This window comes from Cupriavidus sp. 21MJTG02-4 (genome assembly GCF_057798975.1).
This window is the reverse complement of record NZ_JBYOJP010000012.1, coordinates 194506-213174: the sequence shown is the minus strand read 5'-3', so window position 1 is coordinate 213174 and position 18669 is coordinate 194506. Positions and strand designations below refer to the sequence as shown.

General features: G+C 66.0%; 16 protein-coding genes. 5 read left to right on the top strand and 11 right to left on the bottom strand.

The genetic code is table 11. The annotated features are described in order from the left end of the window. Positions 1 to 9 precede the first annotated feature (9 nt). Positions 10 to 1584 (top strand): GGDEF domain-containing protein, encoded by a 1575-nt coding sequence (locus AC3FKH_RS23215; protein WP_488678124.1) that lies wholly within the window; start codon positions 10 to 12, stop codon positions 1582 to 1584. Positions 1585 to 1602: 18 nt separating this feature from the next. On the opposite strand, the gene phaZ is transcribed toward AC3FKH_RS23215, so the two are convergent. The 7 genes from phaZ to AC3FKH_RS23180 form a co-directional block, all read right to left on the bottom strand. Continuing rightward, entirely contained in the window at positions 1603 to 2409 is an 807-nt protein-coding gene (gene phaZ, locus AC3FKH_RS23210; RefSeq protein WP_488678123.1) for a poly(3-hydroxyalkanoate) depolymerase, read from the bottom strand. A gap of 98 nt (positions 2410 to 2507) precedes the next feature. Further along, entirely contained in the window at positions 2508 to 2918 is a 411-nt protein-coding gene (locus AC3FKH_RS23205; protein WP_488678121.1) for a phasin family protein, read from the bottom strand. 55 nt (positions 2919 to 2973) lie between these two features. Next, complete coding sequence (locus AC3FKH_RS23200) at positions 2974 to 4704, bottom strand: alpha/beta fold hydrolase (protein ID WP_488678120.1); 1731 nt, start codon at positions 4702 to 4704, stop codon at positions 2974 to 2976. A 52-nt stretch (positions 4705 to 4756) separates the two neighbouring features. Next, positions 4757 to 5221: a MaoC family dehydratase gene (locus AC3FKH_RS23195; RefSeq protein ID WP_488678119.1), complete on the bottom strand. Its 465-nt coding sequence runs from the start codon at positions 5219 to 5221 to the stop codon at positions 4757 to 4759. Between the two features lie 38 nt (positions 5222 to 5259). After that, entirely contained in the window at positions 5260 to 7062 is a 1803-nt protein-coding gene (locus tag AC3FKH_RS23190) for an acyl-CoA dehydrogenase C-terminal domain-containing protein (protein WP_488678118.1), read from the bottom strand. A gap of 244 nt (positions 7063 to 7306) precedes the next feature. Beyond that, the gene (locus tag AC3FKH_RS23185) at positions 7307 to 8305 is read right to left on the bottom strand and encodes an AraC family transcriptional regulator (RefSeq protein ID WP_488678117.1); all 999 of its coding nucleotides are present in this window, start codon (positions 8303 to 8305) and stop codon (positions 7307 to 7309) included. Between the two features lie 91 nt (positions 8306 to 8396). Then, positions 8397 to 9413, bottom strand: coding sequence for an AraC family transcriptional regulator (locus AC3FKH_RS23180; protein WP_488678115.1), 1017 nt, complete (start codon positions 9411 to 9413; stop codon positions 8397 to 8399). 115 nt (positions 9414 to 9528) lie between these two features. Between AC3FKH_RS23180 and AC3FKH_RS23175 the strand changes: the two genes are divergently transcribed. The 3 genes from AC3FKH_RS23175 to AC3FKH_RS23165 all read left to right on the top strand — a co-directional run bounded on the left by AC3FKH_RS23175 (position 9529) and on the right by AC3FKH_RS23165 (position 11578). Continuing rightward, positions 9529 to 9729 (top strand): DUF1289 domain-containing protein, encoded by a 201-nt coding sequence (locus AC3FKH_RS23175; RefSeq protein ID WP_488678113.1) that lies wholly within the window; start codon positions 9529 to 9531, stop codon positions 9727 to 9729. Positions 9730 to 9764: 35 nt separating this feature from the next. Continuing rightward, the gene (locus AC3FKH_RS23170; RefSeq protein ID WP_488678112.1) at positions 9765 to 10463 is read left to right on the top strand and encodes a DsbA family oxidoreductase; all 699 of its coding nucleotides are present in this window, start codon (positions 9765 to 9767) and stop codon (positions 10461 to 10463) included. A gap of 137 nt (positions 10464 to 10600) precedes the next feature. After that, on the top strand, positions 10601 to 11578 hold the full coding sequence (locus AC3FKH_RS23165; RefSeq protein WP_488678110.1) for a Bug family tripartite tricarboxylate transporter substrate binding protein: 978 nt from the start codon (positions 10601 to 10603) through the stop codon (positions 11576 to 11578). Positions 11579 to 12194: 616 nt separating this feature from the next. Here the strand turns inward: AC3FKH_RS23165 and AC3FKH_RS23160 are convergent. Genes AC3FKH_RS23160 through AC3FKH_RS23150 form a run of 3 tightly spaced genes read right to left on the bottom strand, consistent with a single transcriptional unit; the run spans position 12195 to position 15705 of the window. Further along, positions 12195 to 13841 carry a fatty acid--CoA ligase gene (locus tag AC3FKH_RS23160; RefSeq protein ID WP_488678109.1) on the bottom strand — a complete coding sequence of 549 codons (1647 nt, stop codon included), beginning with the start codon at positions 13839 to 13841 and terminating at the stop codon, positions 12195 to 12197. Between the two features lie 21 nt (positions 13842 to 13862). Further along, a complete protein-coding gene (locus AC3FKH_RS23155) occupies positions 13863 to 14711 on the bottom strand; it encodes a TauD/TfdA dioxygenase family protein (RefSeq protein WP_488678108.1) in 849 nt (282 codons plus the stop codon). A gap of 13 nt (positions 14712 to 14724) precedes the next feature. Then, complete coding sequence (locus tag AC3FKH_RS23150; protein WP_488678107.1) at positions 14725 to 15705, bottom strand: quinone oxidoreductase family protein; 981 nt, start codon at positions 15703 to 15705, stop codon at positions 14725 to 14727. Between the two features lie 208 nt (positions 15706 to 15913). Here AC3FKH_RS23150 and AC3FKH_RS23145 point away from each other — a divergent pair, with 208 nt between their 5' ends. Next, a complete protein-coding gene (locus AC3FKH_RS23145) occupies positions 15914 to 16951 on the top strand; it encodes an AraC family transcriptional regulator (protein WP_488678106.1) in 1038 nt (345 codons plus the stop codon). Between the two features lie 3 nt (positions 16952 to 16954). On the opposite strand, the gene AC3FKH_RS23140 is transcribed toward AC3FKH_RS23145, so the two are convergent. Beyond that, positions 16955 to 18655 carry a SulP family inorganic anion transporter gene (locus AC3FKH_RS23140; RefSeq protein WP_488678105.1) on the bottom strand — a complete coding sequence of 567 codons (1701 nt, stop codon included), beginning with the start codon at positions 18653 to 18655 and terminating at the stop codon, positions 16955 to 16957. Positions 18656 to 18669 lie beyond the last annotated feature (14 nt).

The window sequence follows — 18669 nt, the reverse complement described above, 5'->3', positions numbered from 1 at the left end:
CCGCGACCCATGCCTTTCTACCCTCTAGTCCTTTGCCTGACGATTGCCGTAGTCGGTGCCGTTGGCATGATCTTCACCGCCCTGCCGCGGCGCGATGATCCGACCGTCAGGGCATTCCTGACGCTGGCGGTCGGCGTGGCGATCTGGAGTGGCGGGCGGCTGCTGGAGGTCAGTTCGCCGGACCTTTACTGGCGCATCCTCTGGGCGAAGATCCAGTATTTCGGCATCGTCGCCGTTCCGATCGGCTGGCTTGTAGCCATGGTGCACCTGAGCCGGCCCCGCTACGTGGTGCCGTGGTCGATCCTGTCGCTGCCGTGGCTGGCGGCGGCCGTGACGGTCGCGCTGGTCTTTACCAACGAATACCACCACTGGATCTGGACCCGCATCACGCTCTCGCCGCCTGGCGTTGCGCCAGGAGCGGTGTTCGAGCACGGCCCCGGCTATGCCCTGGCCGCCGCGTGGACCTACGGGCTGCTGGCCCTGAGCCTGTACTTCCTGCTGACCGCCGAAGTGCCGAACGAAGCGCTGTCGCGACGGGGCCGCAATATCCTCGCCGGCGCCCTGCTGCTTCCGCTGAGCGCGCACGCGGCCTACCTTGTGCGCTGGACCGGCCCGCTGGGCGGCGACCTGACGCCGGCCACGTTCTCGCTGATGGCCGTGCTGGTGTGGTTCTGCGCCCTGCGCACGCATCTTGGCGACATTGGCCATTACGCGCGGCTGCGCGTCTTCGATGCCCTCGGCGAAGGCTGCGTGATCGTGAGCCCCGAAGGCATGGTGGTGGATTTCAACCCGGCTTGCGCGCGGCTGCTGCCGGAGATCGCCCGGAACCGGCCGGCGCCCGCGGCGCTGGAAAGCGTACTGTCCGAGACGGCCGGCAATGCGATGCCGATCGTGCCGCCCGGCATGCCGTTCGAACTGTGCGCCGAGGCGGTCCGCCGCATGGACGGCAAGCGCATCGGCACGCTGGTCTTCCTGCGTGATATCACCCGCTATCGCGAGCGCGAACTGGCGCTGACCCAGCGCCTGGGCCAGACCCAGGCACAGCTGTCGCGCATCCAGGCCGACCTGGACATCGACGCGCTGACCGGCATTCCCAACCGCCGATATTTCCAGCGCGAAGCGCACGCCGCCGCCGAGCGCGCGTTTGCACGCGGCGGCTTGCTGGGATTGATGATCCTCGATATCGATCGCTTCAAGCAGTTCAACGATCTGTACGGCCATCCGGTCGGCGACGCCTGCCTGCGGCAGGTGGCAGGCGCCCTGGTCGACGAACTGGAGCCGGGCCAGTTTTGCGCGCGCCTGGGCGGTGAAGAATTTGCGGTGGTGTTGCCCGAAGCCAGCCCGCAGGACACGCACGCGCTGGCGCAGCGGCTGGTCGCGGCGGTGCGCCGCCTGGATATCCCGCACGACGGCTCGCCGACCCAGCCGGTCGTCACGATCAGCCTGGGCGCGGTCTGCGCGATTCCGGAGATGCCGGCGATCGATACCCTCCTGAGCCGCGCCGACAGCGCCATGTACCAGGCCAAGCGCACCGGCCGTAACCGCTTCGTGCAGGAGCAGGCTCCCGGCGTACCGAGCTCCTGACGCACCTGCACGCGATCGTCAGTGGCTGTTCCCGTGCAGGAACTCCGCCACCACGCGCGCCGTTTCACCGGCGGCAGTCAGCAGGAAAAGGTGCCCGTCGTCGTCGAATACTCGGAGCGTGGCGTGCGGAATGCACTTTGCCAGGATCCTCGCATTCACCAGCGGCACGATCGGATCATCGCTGCCATGCAGCACCAGCGTGCGCTGCTTCAGCGCCCCGAGCCATGGCAGGCTGCTCCAGCCCCATGCGGCCATCAGCTGGTAAAGGTAGCCGCGTCCGCGCGGCGGGTGCATATGGCGGCCATGCTCGTCGAGCAGTGACGGATCATCGCGGAAGGCCCCGCCGTAAAGCTCGGCGCCTACGCGTTGCAGGTACTGCGGATCGGAATAGCGCCGCACGCCGATCATCTTCGTGAGCACGGACGGACTGCCCGGCACCATCAGGACACCGGGCGACGTCGCGGCCAGCACCAGCCGGCGGCAGCGCCGCGGATAGAGCCGCGCGAACTCCTGCGCGAGCGCCCCGCCCCATGAAATGCCGAGCGTATCGACGGGGCCCGCATAGCCGAGGCGTGACAGCAGCTTGTCGGCCATCACGCACAGGTTGGAAAAGCGATAGGGAAACAATGGCGCCGGAGAATGCCCTGCACCGGGGATGTCGAAGATGATGACTTCGACGTCCTCCAGCGCATCGACGAACGGCTCGACGAGTTCGAGGTTGGCGCCAATGCCGTTGAAGATGAGCAGCGGCGGATGCGCGCGGCTGCCGGGCCGGATGCCGACCCTGAGTTCCTGCCCGTCCAGGTCTACCGTTCGGGTCTGCATGATTTGTCCAGCGTCGAGGCTGGTGTTGTTTGTTGTCATCAAGTGTCCGGAGAGATTGGCGGCGAAGCATGGCCGGGGGCGGCCATGCTCTCTTGCGCTTACTGCTTGGGACGCAGGATGCCCTTCACCTCTTCGACGTTTTCCGCCAGGCGCTTGCCCACCGTGGCAACGCTGTCGGCCTGGGCCTTGTACACAGTATCGGTCAGGCCACGCAGGCCGGCCACGGCCTTCTGCAGCGAGCGCGGCAGCACTTCCGAAACCTTGGCCGCGGCTTCGCCGTCGGCGCCCTGGCCACGGCGCGCGAGCGACTGCAGCTCGGCGGCGGTGTCCGTCAGGAACTCGGCCTGCTGGCGCACCAGCGATTGCAGGCCGGCCAGCAGCGTGACGTTCACGCTGGCGATCGCCTCGATGTCCTTGCGGCGCGATTCGAGGATCGCCGCCGGGTCCAGGCGGTTCTGCTTGACGAAATCAAACACCTTCTTGTAGGCGGCGGTATTGGTGGCTTCCATCTTCAACTCTCCTTACAGGTTACTTCACAGAAATCGACGGGCCGCGATCCGGAGATCAGGCCTCGGTCACATAGCGTCCCGGCGCTTCGCACAGGGGCACATGGCGCGCGCTGCCCAGCTCCGACGGCGCGGCGTGCATGTCGCCCGAGCGCGTCTTCAGCCATTCGCCCCAGTGCTCCCACCAGGACGCCTGGGTCGTCGTGGCGCCTTCGAGCCACGCCTCGGGATCCGCCCCTTGCGCGTCGTTCAGGAAGTACTTCGCCTTGGCATTGCCGGGCGGGTTGATCAGGCTCTGCACGTGGCCACTGGAGCTGAGCACGAACTCGGTCTTGCCGCCAAAGGCGCGCACCGAGCTGTACACACCCTTCCACGGCGTGATGTGGTCGGTCATGCCGGCCAGCACGTACTTGTCGCAATCCACCGCGGCCAGGTCGATCGGCTCGCCGAGGATGCGCAGCGCACCCGGCGTCGCCAGCTGGTTCAGCGTCAGCATGTCGAGCAACTGGCCATGCAGGCCCGCCGGCAGGCGCGTGGTGTCGTTGTTCCAGAACAGGATGTCGAACGCCGGCGGGGCCTTGCCCAGCAGGTAGTTGTTGACCCAGTAGTTCCACACCAGGTCGTTCGGCCGCATCCATGCGAATACACGGCCGAGTTCCTCGCCGTCGAGCACGCCGCGGGCCTGGCTGCCCTGCCGCGCGGCATCGATGGCTTCCGGCGTCGCGAACAGGCCCAGCTGCGATTGCGAATCGAGGCCGAACACCGACACCATCAGCGTGGCCGCGTGCACGAGCTTTTCGCCGCGCGCCGCGCAGTAGCCCATCAATGCCGACATCGTCATCGCGCCGGAGCACGCGCCATGCAGGTTCACGTCGGCGCTGCCCGTGATCTCGCGGATCGCATGGATGGCTTCGACCAGCGAACCGACGTAGGTGTCGAGGTTCCAGTGGCGGTGGGCCGAGGTCGGGTTGCGCCAGCTCACCATGAACACCTGCAGCTCGTTGCGCAGGAGGTGTTCGACCATGCTCTTGCCCGGCGCAAGGTCGAACACATAGAACTTGTTGACCTGCGGCGGCACGATCAGCTGCGGCCGGGCATGGACGTTCGCGGTGGTCGGCGTGTACTGGATCAGTTCGAGCACATCATTGCGAAACACCACCGCGCCAGGCGTGGCGGCAAGGTTCTTGCCGACGCGGAACGCGCCCTTGTCGACCTGCGACGGCATGCCCTGGTTGGTCAGGGTATCGGCCAGCAGGTTGACCAGGCCGCTGACCAGGTTCAGGCCGCCGGTTTCGAACGTCTTGCGCAGCGCGGCGGGATTGCCCAGCAGCGTGTTGGTCGGCGCCACCGCGTCCATCAGCAGGTCGGTGAAATACTGCGCGCGGTCCTTGCTGCGGCCGTCCATCACCGAGCGGGTGACGAAACCGGTCACCGCATCACGCCACGCCTGGTATCCCTGCAGGGCCATGCGGTAGACCGGATTGTCCTGCCAGGCGGGATCGCCAAAGCGGCGGTCGCGCGTGGTGGGCGCGGGCGCCGTGCCGTTCGCGACCGCCATCAGGTCCTGCGCGAGCCGGGACTGCTGCTCCAGCAGCAGCGTCGGTTCCTGCACGCACTGCGCGCCGATCTGCTGCGCGGTGCTGACCAGGTCCTGCGGGCGCATGCCCACGAACGGATTCGGCCCCGTCACGGCCGGCGCGTTGTCCAGGGTCTCCGCCCGAGCGGCTGCCCTTGCTACAGTCTTCTTTGCCTTCTTTGCCGGCGTTCTCGTACTCACGGCTGTTGTCATGCTGCCCACCTCGTCCTGCCTTATTGATGTCTTCGTGTTTCTTGTTCGTGCTTCAGGCGACCAGCAGCGCGAGCGACTCGGCCACCAGTGCGGGCTTGCCCTCGCCTTCGATCTCTACCGCGTTCTCCATCCGCACCAGCACGCGCCCGTCGCCCTTGCGGTCGGCCGCAATCAGGCTCAGACGGTTGCGCACGCGCGCGCCCGCCTTCACCGGCGTCAGGAAGCGCGCCTTCTCCAGGCCGTAGTTCACCGCGGCGCTCGCGTCATGCGGCACGGCGCCCAGATCGATCATCTGGCTCGCCACGAGCGAGAGCGTCAGGTAGCCGTGGGCGATGGTGCCGCCGAACGGGCTTTCGCGCTGCGCGCGATCCACATCCACGTGGATCCACTGGTGGTCGCCGGTGCAGTGCGCGAACGCGTCGATGCGCGCCTGGTCGATCTCCACCCACTCGGACACGCCGAGTTCCTTGCCGACGAACGCGTCGAGCGTCGCCATGCTGTAGCCTTCGATTGCCATCTTCTTTCCTTCCTTGTCTTGGTTTCCGGTCCGCCGCGTCAGAAGCAGGATTCGTCCAGCGCCAGGAAACCGTCCTGGCCCGTCGTGCTGATGACCGCTGCCTCGAACGCGGTAGCGCGCGGCAGGATATGGTTGGCGAAGTACTCGGCGGTGGCGATCTTGGCGCCGTAGAAGGCTTCGTCCTCGGCGCGCTTCTGCGTCGCAACGATCAGCGCCCGCGCCATCTGCCAGCCCGTCAGCACGATGCCGGTCAGCTTCAGATAAGCGACGCTCGCGCCGAACACGGCATTCGGGTCCTTGCGCGTGTTCTCCACCACGTGGTCCACCGCATTGCCCAGGGCCAGCCGCGCCACGCCAAGGCGCATCAGCATGGCGCTGCACGCGGCATTCCGGCAGCCGTCGGCGTATTCCTTCAGCGCCTCCAGCGTCTTGTCGATCTCTGCGAGGATGCCGCGCGCCGCCGCACCGCCATCGCGCACGGTCTTGCGGCCGATCAGGTCGTTGGCCTGGATCGCCGTGGTGCCTTCGTAGATCGGCAGGATGCGTGCGTCGCGGTAGTGTTGCGCCGCGCCGGTCTCTTCGATGAAGCCCATGCCGCCGTGCACCTGCACGCCAAGACTGGTCACTTCCAGCGACATCTCCGTGCTCCAGCCCTTGATGACGGGCACCAGGTATTCGTAGGCCGCGCCGAAGCGTTCACGCGTCCCGGCGTCGGGCGACTGGTGCGCAAGGTCGGAATAGCCCGCGGCCACCAGTGCCAGCGTACGAGCGCCTTCGGTCAGCGCGCGCATTTCGGTCAGCATGCGGCGCACGTCGGGATGCTGGATGATCGACACCGCTTCCTTCGCCGAACCATCGACCGGGCGGCTCTGCACGCGGTCCTTCGCATAGGCCACGGCCTGCTGGTAGGCACGATCGGAGATGGCGATGCCCTGCACGCCCACGCCGAAGCGCGCGGCGTTCATCATCACGAACATATATTCCAGGCCGCGGTTCTCTTCGCCGATCAGGTAGCCGATGGCGCCGCCGTTGTCGCCGAACTGCAGCACAGCGGTCGGGCTGGCCTTGATGCCGAGCTTGTGCTCGATCGACACGCACTCCACGTCGTTGCGCGCGCCCAGCGATCCGTCGTCATTGACCAGGAACTTCGGCACCAGGAACAGCGAGATGCCCTTCACGCCTTCGGGCGCGTCCGGCGTGCGGGCCAGCACCAGGTGCACGATGTTCTCGGCCATGTCGTGCTCGCCGTAGGTGATGAAGATCTTGGTGCCGGACACCTTGTAGGTACCGTCCGCCTGACGGTCGGCACGCGTGCGCACCAGCGCCAGGTCCGAACCGGCCTGCGGCTCGGTCAGGTTCATGGTGCCGGTCCACTCGCCGGCGATCAGGCGCGGCAGGTAGCGTTGCTTGAGCTCGTCCGAGCCGGCCGTGAGCAGCGCCTCGATGGCGCCGTCGGTCAGCAGCGGGCACAGCCCGAACGACATGTTGGCCGCGTTCATCATCTCGATGCACGGCGCGGCCACCAGCTTGGGCAGGCCCTGGCCGCCGAACTCGGCCGGATGCACGATGCCCTGCCAGCCGCCTTCGCCGAACTGGCGGAACGCGTCGCGGAAGCCTTCTGTGGTCGTGACCTGGCCGTCGTTCCAGCTGCTCGGCTGGCGGTCGCCGGCGGCGTTCAGCGGGGCCAGCACTTCGCCGTGGAACTTCGCGGCCTCCTCCAGCACTGCCTCGACCGTTTCCGGCGTGGCATCTTCATAGCCCGGCAGCGTGGCAATCTTTGTCAGTCCGGCCAGTTCGCGCATGGCGAACAGCATGTCCTTGGTGGGCGCGGTATAGCTCATCTCATTCCTTTCGCGGCGATGCAGCGCCGGCTCCGGGACAAGGCCCTGCGGTGCTGCGACATCATTGATGGCCCTGATCGTAAGGGCCATCCCCGCGAAAGCGATTACCTAAACCCGCCCTTTGAATGACAAATCGTGCCGCATTGCAGCATGCGAAGGCCGGCGCACGCGCAGTGCGGCGCCAGAGACGCGCGAGGTGGCAGGATTTGTCAGTCGACGGCCAGCCTTGCCAGCCGCTGCACGCTTACGGCGCGCGCCGGTAGGCGTTCGGCGTGCTGCCCGTCCAGTGGCGGAAGGCGCGATGAAAGGCGGTGGGGTTGTCGAAGCCCACGTCGAAGGCGATGGCCGCGATGGCATCTTCGGAACGCGTCAGGCGGCGGATGGCGATATCGCGCCGCACCTCGTCCTTGATGGCCTGGAACGTAGTGCCTTCGGCCGAGAGCCGACGGCACAGCGTGCGCACCGAATGGTGCAGCGCCTGCGCCACCTCATCGATGGTGGGCGATGCCGGCAGGCAGTCGGCCACGTGCTGGCGCACGCGGTGGCAGGTCATCTCCTCGGCGAACGAGACGAAGATCCAGTCTTCCGGCGCGCGTGCCAGGAACTTCTCGAGATCGGGCTTGCGTTGCCGCACAGGCAGGTCCAGAAGGGCCGCGTCGAACACCAGCCGCGTGTGCTGCCGGTCGAAATGCACGGGCCCCGGAAACAGGTAAAGATGGTCGCTCGCGAGTGGCGGCCGGGCATCGGGCAGCTCGACCGCCAGCAACGGTATGCGCTGGCGAATCAGCCAGGACGCCACGCCATGCACGAGCTTGAGCATCAGCTCGCGCCCCAGCATGCTCGCCGCGGGGCCGGCGGCGCTGTCCGCCAGTTCGACGATGCCAGCCGAATCCTCGCGCCGGGACTCCATGCGGAAGTCGTCGAGGATCAGGTGGAAGAACTGCCCGAAGCGACGCAGCGCGACTTCGAGCCGTGGCGCATCGAGCAGGCTCAGGCAGAGGTACTTGAGCGTGCCATTGCGCAGTGGCCGGCTGAAGATGCCGGGCATTTCGTCGTCCAGCTCCTTCGCCAGCAGCCGGTACAGCGTCGAGAACTGTTCCTGCGTGACGCGGGCAGCCGGCTCGGCCAGCAGTTCGGAGGCAATGCCGGAGCACTCGGCCAGCCGTGCCATCGCCGCGGGGTCGGCGCCGGACAGGAAGCCGTTGACGACGGAGATGGGGACAGTGGCGGAGAAGTCGTTCACGTCGTTCACGCGAGGCCTTGGCAATGCGTGCGATGAAAAGGTGGCGGCTGGCGCATTCTGTCACAGCCGCCACGCGGTGAAAACCCGACGGCTACATGTTGTTCCGGGCTTCGTCCTGCTGCAGGCGCCATTTCGACACACTGCAGCCGAACTGGCCGCCGAACCAGCGCGAAAATGCGCTCAGCGACGAGAATCCCAGCAACGTGGCGACCTCGGACAGCGGGCGCTCGCGGTTGTCGATATAACGCACGACCAGGCTGGCGCGGGCCTCGTTGACGATATCCGAGTAGCTGGTGTTTTCCTGCGCCAGGCGCCGGTGCACCGTGCGGCGATCCACGCCGAGATGCTGCGCCACACGGTCGACCGAGCACATGCCGGACGGCAGCAGCACGTGGACGAGTTCGCGCACCTTGTCGGGCAAAGTGGTGTTTGCCTGGGCCAGCAAGGTGCCGAGGTAGCGCTTGACCTGGTGCGCCATGACCGGGTCATACGATGGCAACGGTCCTTCGAGGTCGGCGGCGACACAGACAATGCCGTCGAAGTCCTGGTTGAACACGCACGGCATGCCGAACACGCGCTGGAACGTGGCCTGGCTCGCGGGTGCCGCGTGCGTGAAGCAGATGCTGCGCGGCCGCCAGGACGGTCCCAGGCATACGCTCAGCAAGCGGTAGATCACGCCGACCGCGAGATCTGTGGCCTGGCGTAACGTACCGGGCACGTCGCTGAGGACATGCAGACGAATCATCAGAAGGCCCTCCGACTCTTCCATGCGCATCGCAAGCGCTTCGTTCTGTACGCCCATGTAACGCACCATCGACTCCAGCGCGCGCCGCAACGTCGGCTGCTCGCGCACGACGAAGGCAAGCGGGCCAAGATTCGAAACCTGGCGCAGTTCCGCCATGCGCACGCCAAAATCGTCCACGTGCGCGGCGCGCGCGGAATCATCCAGCAGGCGGCCGACCTTCTCCGCCGGGATGCGGATATCCGGGTCGAGCAGCGCATCGCGGCTGATCTTCGCGGCGCGCAACTGCTGATGCGGATCCAGGCCCACGGAGCGGGCCACTTCCACATAGTTGGTAAGGCTGGCACTGCGAAGGTAGTAGGACATCGCGTTTTCCCTGACTGTCCCGAAATGTAAATCGACCGTCCCGGATCGTCAAATTTCCATGCGCCGTTCACCGATACTTCGGTCACCCAAACTCGCCACAGCAAGTGAAGGAACCATGAACGCGTCCATTTCCGTCGCCAATCCCTGCATCAACATCTGCCGCATGGACCTGGCTGGCAAGTATTGCCAGGGTTGCGGCAGGACCGTCGTGGAAATCGGCCGCTGGGAACAGATGACCGATGTGCAGCGCGCCGAAGTCATGGCCGCGCTGCCGACACGACGCCCGAATCGCAGCACGGCGGCGCCGAGCGCCTGACCGCTACGCGCCCACCCTCCGCGCCCTCCCCAGACATGACCCCAACCAACACTCTGTCGGTCGAAGCGTACTTCGACCTGATCTGTCCGTGGTGCCTGATCGGCAAACGGCATCTTGAAACCGCCATCGACCTGCTCGCGCGCGAGCGCCCGGACGTTACCGTGCAAGTCGAATGGCGCTCGTACCCGCTGATTCCCGCCACGCCGCCCGATGGCATTCCGTATCGCGACTTCTACGTCGCGCGGCTGGGCAGCCCGCAGGCCGTCGCCGTGCGCCAGGCACAAGTAAAGAGTGCCGCGCGCGAAGCCGGCCTGGAGTTGGCGCTCGAACGCATCGAAACCTTTCCCAACACGCTGCTGGCGCATCGGCTGGTGCGCTTCGTGCGCCAGCAGGACGGTGCACAGGCCGCGACGGCGCTGGTCGACAACCTGTTCACGCGCTATTTCCTGCGCGCCCAGAACATCGGTGACGGGCAAGTGCTCGGCGACGCGCTGATCGAGTGCGGCATCGACGTGCCGGGTAACGCAGGCACGCCTGTGCGGCACGACCTGGAATGGCTGCCGGCGTTGAATGGCCCTGAAGATTCGCCGCCGCGTGCAGGGCTTGGCGTGCCGCATTTCATCTTCAACGGCACGCACAGCGTGTCGGGCTCGCGCCCGCCGGAAGCGCTGCTGGAAGCCATGCTGCGCGCTTTGGCGCGGGCAAAGCAGATCGCCACGCGTGCTGCCGCCTGAAGGGGGTTCTTCCTCAACGGGGGCGAATCACGTCCTGTATCGAACGTATTCCCAATACTCGTGCCTGTGCCGTTGAACGGCGGGGCACGGGTGCCTTTGCACGCCTAGAATCAAATTCATAACGGAGACAACAAAAAATGAAGAACCGCACCGCCCTGCTTCGCCTGCGCCGCGCCGCGCTGGCCGCCGTCATGATCGTTTCCATGCCCGCCGCGATGGCGTGGACCAACAAGCCGGTCCGCATGCTGGTGCCGGCGCCGGCTGGCGGCACCATGGACGTCATGGCGCGGCTGCTGGCCGACCAGCTTTCCGCCGATCTCGGGCAGCCGGTGGTGGTGGACAACAAGCCGGGAGCCGGTGGCGGCATTGCCATCAACACGCTGCTGGCGGCGCCGGCGGATGGACAGACCATCATGGTGACGGCCACCAATGTGCTGACCGAAGTGCCGCATGTTCTGAAGCAGTCGTTCGACACCATGAAGGACATCCGTCCGCTGGCGGCCGTGGCGCGGTCGCGCCTGGTGATGATCGGTGCGCCGACGCTGCCGGCCAAGGACTTGCCGTCCCTGATCAGCTACGTCAAGGCCAACCCTGGCAAGCTCAGCTTCGCTTCCTACAGTTCGGGCACCGCGTCGCACTACGCCGGCATGATCATGAACCAGAAGGCCGGGATGGATCTGCAGCATGTGCCGTTCGCCGGTTCAGGGCCTGCGCTGACGCAGGTCATGGGGGGACAGATTGCAGTCATGTACGACGGCATGGTGACCTCGCTGCCGATGATCAAGGCTGGCAAGGTGCAGGCGTTCGCGGTGGCTTCGAAGAGCCGCTCGCCGCTGCTGCCGCAGGTGCCGACGTTTGCGGAGCTGGGATATGCGGATGTTGAATTCAGCAACTGGATCGGGGTGATTGCCTCCGCCAAGGTGCCGGTTGAACTGGCACAGAAAATCCAGACTGCAGCTTACAAGGCCGCAGCAACGGCCAAGGTGCATGAGCGGATGGAAACCCTTGGCTATGAGCCGATGGCGGCGCAGACGCTGCCGCAGCTTGGCCAGTCGCTGCAGGATGAATATGAACGGAATGGGAAGATTGTTAAGGCGTTTAATATTCAGCCTTGAATTTTGATTTTTTTATTTTATTAATGATCGCTCTCAGTTCTGGAGGGCGATTTTTTTTATCGTTCTTGACACGCGCTGCTGTTTCGCCGGCGTAGCCTGCGAGTCACTTTTTGTCCGAGCGACAAAAAGTAACCAAAAAACGCGTTTACTTGCCCTAACGGGCGAATATTGATCGTAGCGTGCGACGAATTTCGTACGGGTATTCGCTTCAGAGTCTGCCCCGCTGCCTGCCGCGTGGAGCGCGTCCGTATGCAGGCTCTCCCGCAATGATTGAACCAGCCCCGAACCTGTCCGTGGCCCGACACTGCCAGCGATATCGCATCATCGCCTTCGGCTGCTGCGCGGCTCAGTAGTCGGCAGGCGAGAGGACATCAACGACGCCGATGCTGGTGCTTCCGCTTCTTCCCTTCTCTTCCCTCGGTTTTCACAGAGTGCGCGCAGCGCAGCCGTAGGCGTCCTGCCGATGGCGCGGTTAGGCGGAGCCACCAAGTAATCCGGGTTCGCTCATCTGACGTATCTATCCTGATCATCTACGCGGCAGGCAGTGTGTAAATTAAAAAAAAACGCTGACCCCCCTTCAAGAGCCAGCGTCCAAACCTTCTCCCTTTCCTACCCTTCAGACTGCCTTTTCACGCAGTTGCTTCTTATTGATCTTCCCCACACTGGTCTTTGGAATCTCAGCCACAAACGCAATCCGTTCCACCTCGGGCACAGCGAATTTGCTGATGCGTTGCGTATCGACGTGTCCGAGCAATTGCTGGCGGATGGAATCCGCACCCACCTCGGCCCCGGCCTTGCGGACGACAAACGCCATCGGGCGCTCTCCCCACTTGGCATCGGGCACCCCGATCACCGCGCACTCCTGCACGCCCGGCACTTCGGTGATGAGGTTTTCGACTTCGATCGACGACACCCATTCACCACCGGTCTTGATGACGTCCTTGATGCGATCGACGATCTGCACGAAGCCATCCTGACCCATGACCGCGACGTCCTGCGTATGCAGGTAGCCGCCTGCCCACAGGTCTTCGGAAGCCGCCGGCTTCTTGAAGTACGACTGCGTCAGGTACGGCGCACGCAGCACGATCTCGCCACGGCTCGCACCGTCGCGCGGCAGGTCCTGCATGTCTTCGCTGACGATGCGGAAATCCACCATCACCACCGGACGCCCCGTGGAGCAACGCATGCGCACTTCGTCCGCGCGGTCCTTCGGCGCTACGCGCGGCGGCAACTGCGCCAGCGAGACGATCGGCCCGGTTTCCGACATGCCATAGCCCGCAAAGATATCGATGCCGCGCGAGAGCGCAGCGTCGCACAGTGCCGGCGGCAAGGCCGAGCCGCCGATGATGATCTTCCAGCCCGACAGATCCTGCGCGCTGTCCTGCGACGACTGCAACAGCATCTGCAGGATGGTCGGCACGCAATGCGAGAACGTGACCTTCTCCTGCTCGCGCAGCTTCAGCAGCATGTCCGGCGCATAGCGGCCCGGCAGCACGGTGCGCAGGCCAAGCATGACCGCGACGTAAGGAATGCCCCACGCCAGCACGTGGAACATCGGCGTGATCGGCATGTACACGTCTTCACGGTGCATGCGCTGCCCCTCGCGCGGCGAGCACAGGCTGGCCGAGGTCGTCAGCGTGTGCAGCACGATGTCGCGATGGCTGTAGCACACGCCCTTCGGATCGCCGGTGGTGCCGGTGGTGTAGAACGTGGCTGCCTTGGTGTTCTCGTCGAACTCGGGAAACTCGAAGTCCGGCGACGCGTCGGCCAGCAAGGCCTCGTACTCGCCCGCCAGCGGCAGTTCGGTCTGCGGCGCGGCCTGGCCATCGGCCATCAGCACGAAGCGCGGCTTGCACGTCAGCTCGCCGCGGATCTGGTCCAGCACCGGCACGAAGTCGGGATGGACCAGCACGATGTCCGCGTCGGCGTCGTTGAGCGTGTAGAGGATCTGCTGCGGCGACAGGCGCACGTTCACGGTGAACAGCGTCGCGCCCATCATCGGCACGCCGAAATAGCACTCCAGGTAGCGATGGCTGTCCCAGTCCATCACCGCCACGGTGGAACCGTGCTTCGCGCCCAGCGAGGCCAGCGTCGAAGCCAGTTGGCCCACGCGGCGGCGGAAATCGCGGTACGTGTAGCGCATCTCGCCGCGATAGCTGATCTCCTGGTCGCCATAAAGGCTCAGCGAGTGAGTCAGCAGCTGCTTGACCAGCAGCGGAAAGGAATACGCCGACGGCGTGGATACGATCAAATTGTTCTGCATATTGTCTTCCTCGGGCCGATCTTAGTACGGCTTGGTGCCGATGATGCCGGCGCGTTCCATCTTGCGGTGGCAAGGCGGGTAATCCATCACTGCATAGTGCTGCGTGGCCGTGTTGTCCCAGATCGCGACACTGTTGGGTTCCCAGCGCCAGCGCACCTGGTACTCGGGCACATAAGCCTGGCTGATCAGGTAGCGCAGCAGGTCGGGCGCGCCCGGATTCGCGTCCATGCCGAAACGCACGCGTTCCGGCGTATGGAAGTTGGTGAAGTGCGTGGCGAACGCGTTCACGTACAGGATCTTCTCGCCGGTGTCCGGGTGCGTACGCACCACCGGGTGCTCGGCGTCGGGAAACTGTGCCTTGAGCGCCAGGCGCTTCTCGATCGGCATGGCCGCACCGAAGCTCGCCTCGATGCTGTGGCGAGCACGCAGATCGGCAATCTGTGCCTTGATGTGTTCGGGCAGGCGCTCATAGGCCAGCGCCATGTTCGCCCACATGGTGTCGCCGCCAACCGGCGGGCATTCCACGCAGCGCAGCACCGCACCGAACTGCGGCGCTTCGCGCCACGTGGTGTCCGAATGCCACGCGTTCTCGTAGCGGTCGTTGGGCTGGTCCGGCGTCTTGTAGATGCGCACCAGGCCCGGATGCTCCGGATCGCTGCCGGCAACGGGGTGATCTTCCAGTTCGCCGAAGCGACGCGCGAACGCGACGTGGTCGGCGCGGCTGATGTCCTGGTTGCGCAGGAACAGCACGCGGTGCTTCAGCAACTGCGCGCGGATCTCCGCAAACAGGCCGTCATCGCGCACGGCATCGCCGAGATTCACCCCGACCAGTTCCGCGCCCAGCGAGCAGGTGATTTGCTTGACTTGCATGGCTGCGCCCCCTTTAGATCACGAAGATCGACGAACCCGTGGTCTTGCGCGACTCCAGGTCCCGATGCGCCTGCACCGCGTCTTCGAGCGCATAGCGCTGGTTGATCTCGATCTGGATCCGGCCCGCGCCGACATGACCGAAGATTTCGCCGGCCAGCTCGGCCTTCTCGGCCGGATCGGCAATGTAGTCGGCCAGGGCCGGACGCGTCAGGAACAGCGAACCCTTCATCGCCAGCAGTACCGGATCGAACGGCGGGATCGGGCCAGAAGCGGTACCGACACACACCATCGTGCCGCGCCGCTTGAGCGAGTCGAGCGACGACATGAAGGTGCTCTTGCCGACGCTGTCGAACACCACCGACACGCCCACGCCGTCGGTCAGTTCACGCACGCGCTTGGCCACGTCCTCATGGCTGTAGTTGATGATGTGGTCGCAGCCATGGGCGCGCGCCACTTCGGCCTTGGCTTCGCTCGATACCGTGCCGATCACGTTCAGGCCCAGCAGCTTCGCCCATTGCGACACGATCAGGCCGACGCCGCCCGCTGCGGCATGCAGCAGGATGGTGTCGCCCTCCTTGAAGTTGTAGATGCGACGCATCAGGTATGCCGAAGTCAGCCCACGCATGGTCATGGCGGCAGCCGTCTCGAAGCCGATGGTTTCGGGCAGCTTGATCAGCGGCGCGGCCGGCACGAGGCGCTCGGTGCTGTACGCGCCCAGCGTGTTGATGAAGCCGGTATAGGTCACGCGGTCGCCCACGGCAACGTTGGTGACACCCGGACCGACCGCCTGCACGACGCCCGCGGCTTCCACGCCCATGCCGGCCGGCAGTGGCACCGGGTAGGTGCCGTTGCGGAAATACGTGTCGGCGTAGTTCAGGCCCACCGCCACGTGGCGGATACGTACCTGGCCCGGACCCGGGTCGCCGACTTCCATCTCTTCCACGCGAAGCACTTCGGGGCCACCGGCCTCATACATGCGCACGACTTTTGCCATTTGCTCGTCTCCTGGTATTTGCGTCGGCGCAAGGGGCGCCGCTCATGCCCTGAAATGTAGGATCTGCTGGCGCGCGCCGCTTTGCATTGGCCTCCGCCGACTTTGCATTTCATGCCACGGCCGCCTATCATGCGCTGCGAAGACAATGCAGCACTGCGCACGCCCCCGCAGGCGTGCGCCGCACATAACAAGAATTCGGAGACAAGCCTTGGACACGCTGATACGCGCCGGCGCAGTGACCAACTTCTTTGAAGTGGCCCGGGATCTCGGCCTCAATCCCCAGCCGCTTCTGCGGGAAGCGCGCCTGTCACGTGCGCTGCTGGGCGACCCGGACCAGCGCGTTTCCGTCAACGCCTGCGCCAGGCTGCTGGAACTCGCGGCCCAGGCCGCGCAATGCGAGACCTTCGGCCTGCGCATGGCCGAGTCGCGCCAGTTGTCGGACTTCGGCGTGATGAGCCTGCTGATCAGCCAGCAGCCCACGTTGCGCGATGCGCTGGCCACGATCATCCGCTATCGGCACCTGGTCAATGAATCTCTCGCCATCCTGCTTGAAGATGCGGGAAAGGTCGTCATCATCCGGCAGGAAGTCGTACTCGATACGCCTTCGCGGCAGGGCAGCGAACTGGCTCTCGGGGTGGTGTTCCGGCTGTGCCGTGCGTTGCTGGGGCCGCACTGGCATCCGCTCAATGTCAATTTCACCCATGCGGCCCCGGCCGACCTGCAGGTCCACCGCCGCCTGTTCGGCTGCCCGCTGGAGTTCGGCAGCGAGTTCAATGGCATCACCTGCCTGGCGGCCGACCTCGACGCCGCCATCCCGAACGCGGATCCGGGCATGGCGCGCTATGCGCAGCGCTTTGTCGATACGCTGCCGCGCGTCAATGCCCCGTCGATCGGACGCGACGTGCGCAGCGCCGTGTACCTGATGCTGCCGATGGGCCGCGCCACGTGCGAAGCCGTGGCGCAGGGACTGGGCATGAGCCTGCGCACCATGCAGCGCCAGCTCGATGAAGCCGGCGAAACCTTCACGGACATCCTGAACGAGGTGCGCCGCGAACTGGCGCGGCGCTATGTGGAGAATCCGCAGTACTCGCTGCTGCGCGTGGCCGAATTGCTGGGGTACGGCTCGGCGAGTTCGTTCACGCGCTGGTTCTCCAGCCAGTTCGGCGAGGCGCCCGTGACCTGGCGGCGCCGGCATGGCGCGCGCGCGCCGCAGCCTGCCCCCGTCCATCCAGGGCCACCGGGCTGACGCTCATTCCCGCTCGGACTTGCGGCGCTCGGCAAAGCGCGCCACAGCCTGCTCGAGGCTGAAGAACATCCGCTCCGTGCCAAGCCGCGGCCCCAGCTCCGAACGGCGAATGATCTCGAACACATTGGGCGTCAGGCCCACCAGCCACAGTTCGCGCCCTTCGCCGCGCAGCCGCGCTTCGCCGTCGACCAGCATGCGCAGCGCGGTGTATTCGATATCGAACACCGCGCGCAAGTCGAGCACGATCACCGCGGGATCATAGGCGCGCACAAAGGCCTGCATTTTCTCGCCCATGTGCCTGGCATTGAGGAAGAAGACCCGGCCCTCGGGCCGCAGCAACAGCAGGCCGGGAAAGGTCTCGTCCTCCTCATGCGAAGGCGACAATGGCCGGAACACCGCCGTGCCCCGCTTGCGCCCGATCACATGCACCGGCGGGTCCGCCACCTGCCGCGCGAGCGCGACCAGCGACACGCCGATGGCCACGATAATGCCCTGCAGCGTGCCCAGCAGGACCACCCCCGCCATGGCGACCAGCGCCCAGAGGAACTCGGTGCGGCGAATCGCAAGGATGGCGCGGAACTCGGCCAGGTCGATCAGGCCAACCGAGTACACGATCACGATCGCCGCGAGCGTGGCGTGCGGCATCTTGCCGATCAGCGGGCCCAGCAGCAGCATGGCCGCCAGCGCCAGCGCCGCCGAGACCAGCCCCGCGAGTTGCGAGCGCGCCCCCGCCAGCCGGTTGACGGCGGTCTGCGAGGTGCCGCCACCTGAAGCCATGGCACCGAAGAACGCGCCGCAAACGTTGGCGATACCCGAAGCGAACAACTCGCGATTGGCGGGCGCAGGCGCTTCGCCGCGGTCGGCAAAGGCGCGTCCCGCAGCGATGGACTCCGTGAAGCTCATCAAGGCAATGCCGAGCGCCGCAGGCCACAGGGCGGCCAGTGCCGACAAATCCGGCAGGGTCAGGGCCGGCGGGCCGGCCGGCACGTGGCCGACGGTTTCCACGCCGGCCGCGCGCAGCGCGGGAATGGCGGCGGCGGCAATGCCGGCCGCGACGGCAATCAGCGGCGCGGGCGCGCGCGGCCAGAGCCGCTCGATCACCACGATCAGGGCCATGGTGGCGACCCCGAGCCCGAGCGTGGCCAGCGACGTGTGCGGCAGTCCCTGGACGATCGCCACCAGGTTGTGCAGCGGGGAGCCCTTGTCGATATGGATGCCGAGCAGCTTGGGTGCCTGGTCGATCAGGATCACTACCGCGATCCCGGCCTTGAAGCCGGTCAGCACCGGGTCGGAGATGAAGTCGGCGATGAAGCCGAAGCGCAGCAACGCGCCGGCCAGCAGGATGGCGCCGACCAGCAGCGCGAGCGTCGCGGACGCCGCCATTGCCGCCGCCGCGTCGCCCGATGGATTGACGCGTGCCAGCGCCCCGCCAACCAGGATCGCCAGCGTTGCCGTGGTGCTGAAGCTGAGCCGCCGCGACGCCCCGACGATGGCGTAGACCGCCATCGGCACGCATGCCGTGTACAAACCCGCCTGCACCGGCAGCTGCGCGATCGTGGCATAAGCGAGCGCCTTCGGGATGACCACGGCGCCCGTGGTCATCCCGGCAATGACGTCAGGCCCGAGATCCGCCTTGCGGTAGGTGCGCAGCCACGCGGGCAGCCAGCGCGGACGCCCGGGCGCCGGGCCCGCGTGGTCGCGCATGGCGTGCTCCGGGC

What these genes read in the sequence shown, in the direction of transcription:
- AC3FKH_RS23215 (WP_488678124.1), top strand. Translation starts at nt 10, where the DNA reads ATGCCTTTCTACCCTCTAGTCCTTTGCCTGACGATTGCCGTAGTCGGT.
- phaZ (WP_488678123.1), bottom strand. Translation starts at nt 2,409, where the DNA reads ATGCAGACCCGAACGGTAGACCTGGACGGGCAGGAACTCAGGGTCGGC.
- AC3FKH_RS23205 (WP_488678121.1), bottom strand. Translation starts at nt 2,918, where the DNA reads ATGGAAGCCACCAATACCGCCGCCTACAAGAAGGTGTTTGATTTCGTC.
- AC3FKH_RS23200 (WP_488678120.1), bottom strand. Translation starts at nt 4,704, where the DNA reads ATGACAACAGCCGTGAGTACGAGAACGCCGGCAAAGAAGGCAAAGAAG.
- AC3FKH_RS23195 (WP_488678119.1), bottom strand. Translation starts at nt 5,221, where the DNA reads ATGGCAATCGAAGGCTACAGCATGGCGACGCTCGACGCGTTCGTCGGC.
- AC3FKH_RS23190 (WP_488678118.1), bottom strand. Translation starts at nt 7,062, where the DNA reads ATGAGCTATACCGCGCCCACCAAGGACATGCTGTTCGCCATGCGCGAA.
- AC3FKH_RS23180 (WP_488678115.1), bottom strand. Translation starts at nt 9,413, where the DNA reads ATGTCCTACTACCTTCGCAGTGCCAGCCTTACCAACTATGTGGAAGTG.
- AC3FKH_RS23175 (WP_488678113.1), top strand. Translation starts at nt 9,529, where the DNA reads ATGAACGCGTCCATTTCCGTCGCCAATCCCTGCATCAACATCTGCCGC.
- AC3FKH_RS23170 (WP_488678112.1), top strand. Translation starts at nt 9,765, where the DNA reads ATGACCCCAACCAACACTCTGTCGGTCGAAGCGTACTTCGACCTGATC.
- AC3FKH_RS23165 (WP_488678110.1), top strand. Translation starts at nt 10,601, where the DNA reads ATGAAGAACCGCACCGCCCTGCTTCGCCTGCGCCGCGCCGCGCTGGCC.
- AC3FKH_RS23160 (WP_488678109.1), bottom strand. Translation starts at nt 13,841, where the DNA reads ATGCAGAACAATTTGATCGTATCCACGCCGTCGGCGTATTCCTTTCCG.
- AC3FKH_RS23155 (WP_488678108.1), bottom strand. Translation starts at nt 14,711, where the DNA reads ATGCAAGTCAAGCAAATCACCTGCTCGCTGGGCGCGGAACTGGTCGGG.
- AC3FKH_RS23150 (WP_488678107.1), bottom strand. Translation starts at nt 15,705, where the DNA reads ATGGCAAAAGTCGTGCGCATGTATGAGGCCGGTGGCCCCGAAGTGCTT.
- AC3FKH_RS23140 (WP_488678105.1), bottom strand. Translation starts at nt 18,655, where the DNA reads ATGCGCGACCACGCGGGCCCGGCGCCCGGGCGTCCGCGCTGGCTGCCC.